Annotated in this window: 13 protein-coding genes; all 13 read left to right on the top strand. The window is 64.6% G+C overall.

What is annotated here, in order from left to right; all coding sequences use genetic code 11:
- Window positions 1-182 precede the first annotated feature (182 nt).
- Window positions 183-659 carry a hypothetical protein gene (locus GEU84_RS20800; RefSeq protein WP_152828806.1) on the top strand — a complete coding sequence of 159 codons (477 nt, stop codon included), beginning with the start codon at window positions 183-185 and terminating at the stop codon, window positions 657-659.
- 134 nt (window positions 660-793) lie between these two features.
- A complete protein-coding gene (locus tag GEU84_RS20795; RefSeq protein WP_152828805.1) occupies window positions 794-1,195 on the top strand; it encodes a hypothetical protein in 402 nt (133 codons plus the stop codon).
- Window position 1,196: 1 nt separating this feature from the next.
- Window positions 1,197-2,750 carry a hypothetical protein gene (locus GEU84_RS20790; protein ID WP_152828804.1) on the top strand — a complete coding sequence of 518 codons (1,554 nt, stop codon included), beginning with the start codon at window positions 1,197-1,199 and terminating at the stop codon, window positions 2,748-2,750.
- Between the two features lie 51 nt (window positions 2,751-2,801).
- The gene (locus tag GEU84_RS20785; RefSeq protein WP_152828803.1) at window positions 2,802-3,065 is read left to right on the top strand and encodes a hypothetical protein; all 264 of its coding nucleotides are present in this window, start codon (window positions 2,802-2,804) and stop codon (window positions 3,063-3,065) included.
- A complete protein-coding gene (locus GEU84_RS20780; protein ID WP_174540117.1) occupies window positions 3,065-4,603 on the top strand; it encodes a portal protein in 1,539 nt (512 codons plus the stop codon). Before GEU84_RS20785 ends, GEU84_RS20780 begins: the two co-directional genes overlap by 1 nt.
- Window positions 4,600-4,893: a hypothetical protein gene (locus tag GEU84_RS20775; RefSeq protein ID WP_152828801.1), complete on the top strand. Its 294-nt coding sequence runs from the start codon at window positions 4,600-4,602 to the stop codon at window positions 4,891-4,893. The genes GEU84_RS20780 and GEU84_RS20775 overlap by 4 nt, the downstream gene beginning before the upstream one ends.
- Window positions 4,894-4,917: 24 nt before the next feature.
- Window positions 4,918-5,775 (top strand): hypothetical protein, encoded by an 858-nt coding sequence (locus GEU84_RS20770; RefSeq protein WP_174540116.1) that lies wholly within the window; start codon window positions 4,918-4,920, stop codon window positions 5,773-5,775.
- A gap of 53 nt (window positions 5,776-5,828) precedes the next feature.
- Entirely contained in the window at window positions 5,829-6,266 is a 438-nt protein-coding gene (locus GEU84_RS20765; protein WP_152828799.1) for a hypothetical protein, read from the top strand.
- A 75-nt stretch (window positions 6,267-6,341) separates the two neighbouring features.
- Entirely contained in the window at window positions 6,342-6,881 is a 540-nt protein-coding gene (locus tag GEU84_RS21280) for a phage capsid protein (RefSeq protein WP_152828798.1), read from the top strand.
- A gap of 1,689 nt (window positions 6,882-8,570) precedes the next feature.
- The gene (locus tag GEU84_RS20755; RefSeq protein ID WP_152828796.1) at window positions 8,571-8,885 is read left to right on the top strand and encodes a hypothetical protein; all 315 of its coding nucleotides are present in this window, start codon (window positions 8,571-8,573) and stop codon (window positions 8,883-8,885) included.
- Window positions 8,875-9,174: a hypothetical protein gene (locus GEU84_RS20750; RefSeq protein ID WP_152828795.1), complete on the top strand. Its 300-nt coding sequence runs from the start codon at window positions 8,875-8,877 to the stop codon at window positions 9,172-9,174. Before GEU84_RS20755 ends, GEU84_RS20750 begins: the two co-directional genes overlap by 11 nt.
- Before the next feature lie 13 nt (window positions 9,175-9,187).
- Window positions 9,188-9,589, top strand: a complete 402-nt coding sequence (locus GEU84_RS20990) for a hypothetical protein (RefSeq protein WP_217438625.1) — start codon at window positions 9,188-9,190, stop codon at window positions 9,587-9,589.
- The coding region (locus GEU84_RS20985; protein WP_217438624.1) for an N-acetylmuramoyl-L-alanine amidase at window positions 9,586-10,096 on the top strand (511 nt) is incomplete at its 3' end. The genes GEU84_RS20990 and GEU84_RS20985, both read left to right, overlap by 4 nt.

Below are 10,096 nucleotides of genomic sequence, written 5' to 3'. Positions count from 1 at the left end.
GGCCTGATATGAGAGCCACTGGCGGGTAGCATGAACCCAAGCAGGCAAAAAGACCTGCTGCGAACCCCTCACATCGCTGGTGGCGGTTGGTGCAGGAGTTTCCACACAGCCTAAGCCCAAAGCCGACGTTGACCTGCGGCTAAAAATATGTCTCACGATGCCTCATCACTCAGAGGAAAACCATGCCACTTAGTCGTCTGCTGGCGATCTCAGTAAATGCGCTTCTTTTGGGCGGCTGTACGCAAGAAGGCCATCTTTTGGACATCTTGGCGCGCGCACTTTCCTCAGATGGAGAGGTGAAGATAGAGACAAGCTGTACAGCTTTTCTTGGTTTTGGACCCGCAGTCGCGATTTTCCAAGTTTCACCTGGCCTTGCGGAAGAAGCGGTAAGTTTAACCGGGCGTTTTGCGGAGAACTGGGCATGGTCTCACCACGAATCCATGAATGATTTTCATAAGAAGCGGGGCGTTCGAACTGTCGGAATCGGCGCGACACTGCTTGATGGGAAGGATTGCCTAAAGAAACTTACCGCAAACGCAGATGCTCTGCTGTTCGACAAGATGCCGGGAGCCTACTTTGCATCTCCGGATGAGGAAGTGGTCATCGTTCTCTTTTCTGAACCGCAGGGCAGAGGCGCTATTTTTGTGCAAGCCCCTTGAACACAGACCGACCGCTTCGTCCCGCATAGCCGACAAACGCCCCTCGTCTCAGCAACAACCCTAGCCCCCGGCCCGCGAGAAGCACATCCCGAAAGCTGAAGCCCGTTCGCGGGCCATGCTTCGGAGGGAAGGCCATGAGCGACACGTTTTTCCAGAAACCCGCAGGCCGCGCAGCGGCGACGCCGCAACCTTCCTACAAGCCACCGTCCCGGGCCGGGAAGGGCGACCGGCTGGCTCCGGTGCGCATCGCCACTCCCCAGCAGCCGGAACATCGGAAACTGGCGCCAACACTGGACAACCGGGGCGCGCTGGGGCTGACGATCAACGTGCTGATCGACCGCATCCCGCGTGGATGCCTGTTCAAGGTGGGCAGCGGCTGGTTTGACCTGGACGGCTACTGGTGCCTGAAGGGCCCCGGCGGCGTGGTCGAGGTGCGGCGCGGAAGCCCGCAGAAGGTGCTGCGCACGCTGACGGAGCCGCAGAAGAAAGAGCTGGCACGGGTGCGGCTGAACGCCCGGCGGAACAAGGTGCGCTGAGATGGTGGCGATCAACTACACGCCAGACGGCCAGACGCTCATCGACTTCATGCGCGACCGGTCTCTCGTGCGCGGGCTGCAAGGGCCGATTGGCTCGGGGAAATCTGCCGCCTGCGTCATGGAATGCCTGCGGCTGATGCTGGGGCAGGAACGCGCGATCAATATGGAAACCGGCCTGCGCACGGGGCCGCGCAAAGTGCGTGTGGGGGTGATCCGCAACACGACGCCGCAGCTGGAAACCACCACGATGAAGACCTGGCTGGAATGGCTGCCGGAGAACGTGTTCGGGCCGGTGCGCTGGCGGGCACCCTTTCGCCAGACCATCCGCCTGCCGGAAATCGACCTTGAGGCAGAGGTGTGGTTTCTGGCGCTAGACCGCGACGAGGACGTGCGCAAGCTTCTGTCCTTCGAGTTCACCTTCATCTGGCTGAACGAGGCGCGGGAATTGTCGCGCGAAATCGTCACGGCGGCGATCAGCCGGGTGAAACGCTATCCGCGCATGATCGAGGGCGGGCCGACGCGGGCCTGCGTCATCATGGACACCAACGCGCCGGACGAGGAACACTGGTGGGCGATCATGTCTGGGCAGGCAGAGCCGCCGGAATGGATGGGCGAAGAGGACCGGCTGACGCTGATCCGGCCCGAAGGCTGGACGTTCTTCACCCAGCCGCCCGCGCTCTTCGACCGCATGGGGCCGGATGGCGTGTTGCAGGGCTATGACCTGAACCCCAACCGGGAGAACGGCAAATACACCGACCAGACCTATTACACCGGGCTGCTGCATGGGCAGACCCGCGACTGGATCAGGAACATGCTGCAAAACCAGATCGGCCGGCTGTTCAAGGGCCGCCCGGTCTATCAGGGCTTCAACGAGGTGCTGCATGTGGCGAAGGAAGCCTTCGGTCCTGTGCCGAACGAGACGATCCATGTGGGCGTGGACTTCGGCCTGACCCCGGCTGCGGCCTTCGGGCAGGATCTTCGCGGCCAGGTGCGGGTGTTTGACGAACTGGTGACGCGCGACATGCATGCGAAAGACTTCGCCAAGCTGCTGAAAAAGCACATCGCCAAGCACTATGCGCAGTTCAAGGTGGTCATCACCGGCGATCCGGCGGGCGAAGGGCGGGCGGGCACCGATGGGCTGACCTCCTATCAGGTGCTGGCCGCCGAGGGCGTCAAGGCGCAGCCCTGCTGGACGAACGACCCGATCATCCGCACCGGCGCGATCCAGACGCAGTTGAACACGATGGTGGACGGGCGGCCCGCCTATCTTCTCAGCCCCGCTTGCACCTATCTGCTGAACGCCAAGAAGGGCGGCTATGCCTTTCTGAAAGACCGGGAGGAAGTGGACAAGAAGTCGATCTTCTCCCACGTCTCGGATGCCGAGCAGTATATGGCCGTGCGCATGGGTTATGGCCGCAAGCTGGTCAGGACCGGGGACGCGGCGCAGCGCCAGTCAGTGCAGGCCAATCGGCAGCAGAACCTGTTCAACCGGGGCGGATCGAACCGCAAGCTGGCCCGGCAATCCACGCTCATCAGCCGGGGGCTGCGGGGTTGACGTAGATTCCGCAGAAGCGAACCGTCCTTCCAGATCGAAGGGCGGTTTTGCATGTGTGATCCTATCAGTCTGATTGTCGCGGGCTCTGTCGCCTCTGCGGGCGCGGGTGTGGCGGGTGCCCTTGGCGCGAAGAAGGACCGCAAGCGCGCGGCCCGTACCGCCAAAGACGAGGCCAACGAACAGCGCCGTCTTGCCAGCATCGAGAATCGCAAGGCGCGCAGCGAGGATTTTGACACGCGCCGCGCGGGTCTGGCTGCGCAGGGCGATTATGGGGCCTCGCCCTTCTCGCCGCGCTCCTTCTTCGCGGGGGCATGATGGACACGGGCACGATCAAGAAGAAACTGGCGCTGGCCAAGGCCGACCGCGCCTTGCGCGAACCGATGTTTGACGACGCGATCCGGCTGACCATGCCGCTGCGCAAGCGTTTCCATCAGGTTGAAGGCCGGGATGCGGGCGAGGATATTTTCGACGAAACCGGCGTCAACGCGGTGGCCGAGTTTGCCAGCCGCATGCAGGCCGGTCTGATGCCGCCCTTTACCAACTTCCTGAAGCTGCAAGCCTCCAGCCTTGTCGATGCCAAGGACCGCAAGGCGATCAACCGCGATCTGGACGAGATTTGCGAGTTTGCCTTCGAGGAAATCTGGGCCAGCAACTTCAGCCAGGAGGTTTCGGAAAGCATTTATGACATGGGCATTTCCACCGGCACGCTGCTGGTGGAGGAAGGCCGCGGCGGCCAAAGCCTGATGCACCGCGCCCTGTCGATCACGGAAATCTATCTGGAACGCGGCGCCAATGACGCCGTGGGCGGGATCTTCCGCGTGTCGAAGTGCAAGGCCAAGGATCTCGCGGGCAAGTATCGCGGCGCGCGGATCGAGGGCAAGACGGCCAACACCGTGCTGAACGAGGCCGACAAGGAACTGACCGTGGTGGAATACACGCGGGAGGAATGGGGTGACGACGACAAGGCCACGCATCACATCGTCATGGTCGAGGATCACGACGAAATCATTGTGGAGCGGACCATGCAGGGCATGGGGTCGAACCCGTTCATCACGCACCGCTGGGCAACCACGGCGGGCGAGGTCTGGGGCCGGGGCCCGATCCTCAACGCGCTGGCGGCGATCCGCACGACGAACCTGATGGTGGAAATGGTGCTGGAAAACGCCGCCATGTCCATCGTCGGCATCTACCAGACCGACAACGAGGGCACGATCAACGCCGACACTGTGTCGCTGCTGCCGGGCACCATTCTGAACAAGGAAATCGGCACCAACGGGCTGGAGCCGGTCAATGCCGCCACCGGCAGTTTCAACATGCAGGATGTGGTGCTGGGCGACCAGCGGCTGAACATCAAGCGGGCGCTGTTCAACGACATGCTGTCGGACCCGAACAAGACGCCTGCGACCGCGACCGAAGTGGCCGAACGCATGGCCGACCTGGCCCACCGTTCCACCGCGGGCTATTCGCGGCTCTATTACGAACTGCTGCTGCCCTACATGTGGCGCGTGCTGCACATCCTGCAAAAGCGGGGCGACATTCAGATGCCGGTGCAGCGCAACCGCGCCGTGTCGATCGTCGCCGTCTCGCCGCTGGCCGTGGCCCAGCATGGCCGGGAAATGCAGCGGCTGGTCCAGCATCATCAGATCATGGCCGGGGTCTACGGGCCGCAGACCGCCGCTGCCGCCTTCAAGCTGGAAAAGCTTGTGCCCTGGCTGACCCAGCGTTCGGGCCTGTCGGAAGACCTGTTCGCCTCTGCCCCGGAAATCGCGGCGGCGATGCAGAAGCAGTCAGAGGACATGATGAAGATGCAGCAGGCCGCCGAGGCGCAGGGACAGGGGGCCATGGGCCGATGAGAAGCGAGGGGCTGGAGGACATCGTGGACCGGCGGGTGCGTGAGCTGCGTGCGCGCGTGGCAGCATCGCCGGATGGACATCTGCGCACAGAAGATGCCGAAGCACGCATAAACGGTGCGTTTCAAGCAGCTTTGTCCGGCCCGCCGGGCGATCTGGTGCTGGATTACCTGCGCTCGATCACCGTCAACGTGGTGCTGCCCGCCAGTGCCACCGATCAGGAATTGCGGATGCAGGAAGGGATGCGCCGCCTGTTCGGCATCATCCTGGCCCGCCTGAAACCCGCAGAGTGACCAACCAGAAGACGAGGACGACAGATGAACCGATTGATGATGGCCCTTTTGGGCACAAGCGCGCTGGTGATGGCCCCTGCGGATGGCGGCGCGGGCGGGGCTGGCTTTTTTGACGAGGCCGCGGGCGCGGACACGCAGGCGGGCGGCGGCGATGATACCCAGCCCGGCGGCGCGGGCGATGATACGGCGGCGGGCGGCGGTGACGACACGCAGCCCGGCGGTGCGGCAGACCGGCCCGAATGGCTGCTGGACAAATACACGACTGCCGAGGATCAGGCGAAAGCCTACCGCGAGCTCTATGGCCGCTTCTCGAAAAAGACCGATCTTCTGCGCGACGAGGTGCGCGCTGAAGTGCTGGCCGAGGCCGGGGCGGAATACGCCAAGAGCATCGGCGTGCCGGATGATGTGACCGGCTATGCCTATCCCGAAGGGTTCGAGCCTCCGGCGGAAGCCGTGGATCAGAGCCTGCGCGCCTGGGCCAAGAAGCACAATGTCAGCCCCGAAGGCTTTCACGAGCTGGTGCGCGATGTGCATGGGCAGACCGTGGCGAACCACGCCGCCGAGAAGGAAAAGCTGGGCAAATCGGCGGATGAAAGGGTGGCGCGCGTCAACCGCTGGATCGGCGCCAATGTGGACAAGGCGCATTTCGGGCAGGTCAGGCGGGTGATGACCACGGCGGACGGCGTGGCCTTCATCGAGCATATCATGGGGGTCAGCGCGGAAAGCGGCTTTGCGCCGGGCGACGGCAACGACGCCAACCCCGCACTGACGCGCGAGGACATCCGCACGATGCAGGCCGATCCGAAGTTCGGCACCGATGATGCTTATACCGCCAAGGTGCGCAAGGCCTGGGCCGATTTTGCGGCGCGGCAGAAGAAATGAACGGCTGGTTGCGCCCAGCGACCCGGGAGGATCTTCACCGGCTGATCCGGGACATGCGGCCTTCCGATGTGCGCGAATGCACCTTCAACGCGCGGGCGACCGGGCGTTGGCACCCGGGCTGGACCATTGCGGGCGATCTGGTGAAGGCCTGGCCGTCGCATCCGCATTGGGCGATGGACAGCGACCGGGGCCTGATCGGCATGGGCGGGGCAAACCCGCTGGCCCCGGGCGTAGCGGCGATCTGGTTTCTGGGCACAAGGCTTGCCGATGCCGAATGGCGGATGATGACCCGGCTTTGCGCCCGGTTCATCGCCATGAAGCAGGCCGAGTTTCCCCGCATGGGCAATGTGCTGCCTCAGGGCATGGCGACGCGCCGCCGCTGGCTGGCGCATTTGGGCTTTGACTTTCCGGCGGGTGAAGCACAGCAGGGTGAATGCGGGCTTGTGACATTCTGGACACGCGCCCGTTCCACGGCCCCGACGCCTGAATAAGCGGCCCCGCAAGGAACACCCGCTGCGATCAGTCCGAGGAACACCCGTTCCCCCTGAAAGCAACGGAGTGGCATCATGCCCGATATTGATCAGGCGTTTGTGGAAGAATACAACGCCCAGGTTCACCTTGATTACCGGCAGATGGGTTCTCGTCTGCAAAACATGACCCGCAAGGGCACGGTGCAGGCCAAATCGGTACACTGGCAGCGGTTCGGCCACCTGACCACGCAGACCAAGGCCCGCCGGGCGCAGCACACGTTCCAGACCCCCGACCACAACACCGTGACCGCCAGCATGACGGATCACTATGTTCCCACGATGGTTGACGATCTGGACCTGCTGAAGCTGAACATCGACGAGAAGAACAGCCATGTGCGCGCGCAGGTGGCGAGGGCGCGTTCATCGGCCAGCTCGCGCAGGGCTTCCGCGTGGGCGAAGGTTGCATCGGCTGCTATGTGGATCGGGCGCATGTGGAACAGCCCGCCTATTCGGGCGGTGGCGACGGCTATGGTGTGGCGCTTTATGACGGGGCGCGGTTCTGCTCTGTCACCAACAGCTACTTTGACGGCACGCGCCATGCGGTCTTGGAGTTCAAGGGCGCCTGCAACAACCTGATCGGCGGCAACATCAGCGCCAACTGCCTGAACAGCGATTTTGACGCGCATGGCGGGGGTGAACTGGGGTCGGTCTATATCGGGAATGTCGCGCGCTGGGGGCCGGAGAAGGCCGCCGATGTGGATGTGAAGGCCGCGTTCCGCGTGGGCAATCCGGTGCATCTGGCGGGCGGATCGAAGATCCTGTTCCTCGGCAACCGGGCCGAAGGCTTTCCGAGCGAGGATCAGGCCTTCGACATTCAGGCCCCGTGCAGCCATGTGTCGATCATCGCCAACCACGCTCTGAACTGCGGGGTGTTCGCGCGCATCCGCTACAACAACCGGGGCGATGCCGGGGATGCGCCGACGCAGGCCAAGATGCAGGCGCTGGCGATCAGCGACATTCTGCTGTCGGGCAACCATTTCGTCGGCCCGGGGTCGGAGCGGTTTCTGGACGTAGACGGCGGGCCGCTGCGTGCCGTGTCGCGTGTGAGCAGCCTTGGCAACATCATCAACGGCGTGACCAATGCCCGGCAGCAATACTATGTGCGGCGGGCCGACCGCGTGACGCTGCTGGACGATGCCAGCCTGCACACGCTGCCCGGTGCGGCCAACACGCTGATGTGGTTTGACGATGTGACCAACCTTGTCGCGCTGCGCCAGACGATCATCGGCGCGGATCGGGCGGTGCGGGCGGTCAATTGCCCCGGCGCGGTGTTCGACGGCTTCACCATGAAGGGCGTGGCTTCTGGCCATGTGTTTGTCGATGGCGGCGGCAATGCCGGGCTTCGCTTCACCGATTACAAGGCCATCAGCTTTGCGCCCACGACGCTGGACACGGCAGTATCGGCGGGCCGGGTGATCCGCCGCGCGCTGCTGGATGACAGCGCAGCAGGGGCGCGGGCCAGCCTCGGGGCGCAGGAGGCCACGCCTTTCCTTGCGGGTCTGGCCGCGCTTGCCGTGACCAACAACCGCTATCCCTACATGGATTTTGCGGGCAACTGGCAGCTTGGCACCACGACGACCTTCGGGCGCAGCCTCATGTCGGCCTCGGATGCGGCGGCGGGCCGGACTGCGTTGGGGCTGGCAACCAATCCTGCGCTGTGGATGACCTACGGCGGCACGGCCAATGCGATTGCGCTGACCAGCGGGGCCGGGATCACCGGCACGCCCCCGGCCGGGTTGATGCTGCGGTTCCGCGCGACGGCGGCGAACAGCGGGGCCGCGAGTATCGCGCTGGATGGCGGGGCTGCGATTGCGTGCCGCACCCTGTCCGGCGCGGTGCTGCCTGCCGGATACATCCGCACCGATACGGAAACCCGGGCGCATTTCGACGGCACCTTCTGGTTGCTGGAGAGGCAGGCCGAATCGCTGACCAATGCGAACGGGCGCTACCTGCGGCTTGCGGATGGCACGCAGGAATGCGCGCACAGCGTCAATCTGCCCTATGGCTCTGCCAACACTTGCCAGGCCGACTGGACGTTTCCAGCGGCCTTTGCGTCATCCGTGGTCACGGTCATCATGACCCTGAAAAGCCGGGCCGCTGCCGCGCCCTTTCCCGGCGAACTCGCCGCCCCCCGGGCCGACCCGGTGACGGCGACCCAGGCCACCCTGCGGCAGCCCAACATCGTGGGCATGACCGCCTTTGCCCCCGGCGACGTGGTGGCCATGCACGCCTTCGCCACCGGCACTTGGTATTGAGAAAGCCCCCATGCACATCACCCTGACCCCGATGCGGCGCGACGACCGGCTGACGCTGGAACGTGCCGGCGACACGCTGACGATCAACGGCGTGGCCTATGACCTATCGGCCATTCCCGAAGGCGCAACGCTGCCCCGCGCCGCTGTTGCCTGTGACTGGCTGGCCTCTGACATCACCCGCACGGGCGGCGTGCTGCATCTGGCGCTGATCCTGCCGCATGGCCCGGATGCTGCGCAGGCCACGCTGTTTCCCGCGCCGCTGCTGCTGGAGGCCGATGGCCCCGTCGCGCTGCCCGGTCCTGAGGAGGTGCCCGATGTTGATTGACCTGAGCCGGATCGTGACCGCCGAAGCGCAAGCCGAGCAAACCCTGACCGTACGGCGCGCTGCGATGAAGTGCAGCCGCATGCAGGGCGTGCTGGCCTTGGGCGAGGCGCGCTGGTCGGCGGTGATGGATTACCGCAGCACGGCCACCTGGGCGGAACAGGTGGTGATCGACAGCGCGGGCGACTGGCAGCGCCAGAGCGAGAACATCGCCTTCTTCGCCTATCTGCTGGGGCTGAGCGATGCCGAGGTGGACGCGCTGTTTGAAACTGCCGCCACGATCAAAGCCTGACGGGGGCCACAGGATGCTGAAAGTGATCGAAGACGTTGCCAAAAGCTGGCTCACCCTCATGCTGGCGGGCCTTGGCGTCACGCTGGCCCCACATGAATGGATCGGCGGGCTGTTCCTGGCGCTTGCCGCCGCGGCCTTTGCCATGAAGGTCGAGCCGGAACAGGACAAGCGCGAGCTGTGGGTGGTGCTGATGGGGGCCTTCATCGCCAGCCACGTCGCCGCGCTGATCGCGCAAAGCTGGGCCCCCGATTTCCCCGTGCAGGTGGTGATGATCGCCGCCGGCTATTTCTCGCGCCATCTGGCGCGGTTCTCCCTGCGCCTTGCCGGTCTGGTCGAGGCGCGCAGCACCACGATTGCCGACAGGCTGGTGGACCGGGTGTTGCCGCCCGCCCGCCACGGAAAGGACGACAGATGATCTATCAGGGCAACGCGCGCTATCCGGTCCATGAGGCCATCATCCATAGCTCGGACACCCGGCCGGGCTGGCTGGAAGCCGCAGGTTCGCAGGCCAAGCTGAAGGGAATCCGGCGCTGGCATGTGCAGGAAAACGGCTGGAAAGACGTGGGCTACCACTGGCTGATCGACCGCGACGGCACGCTGCTCTGCGGCCGTCTGCCGGGTGTGATCGGCGCGCATGTGGCGGGCCGGAACGCGGGAACGCTGGGCATCTGCCTGATCGGCGGGTTCGGATCGAAGCCGACCGACCGCTTCGCGCAACACTTCACGCCGGTGCAGGATCTTCGCCTGCGCGGGCTGCTGGCGACGATCCGCAGGATGACGGACCTGCGCTACATCGTTCGCCCTGAACAAATCACTCAAGCCGCTCTGACGATCCGATGGCGCCGATCCGGTGCGTTGATGCCCCAGACGACGGCGATCATCCAGGCAAGCCAATCCCTGAGGTGGGCGAGGATCTTTCGGA

The sequence above is a fragment of the Fertoeibacter niger genome (genome assembly GCF_009380135.2).
Lineage (GTDB): Bacteria > Pseudomonadota > Alphaproteobacteria > Rhodobacterales > Rhodobacteraceae > Fertoeibacter > Fertoeibacter niger.
Note: the sequence above shows the minus strand (reverse complement) of the source record. Positions and strands in the feature narration are given on the sequence as shown.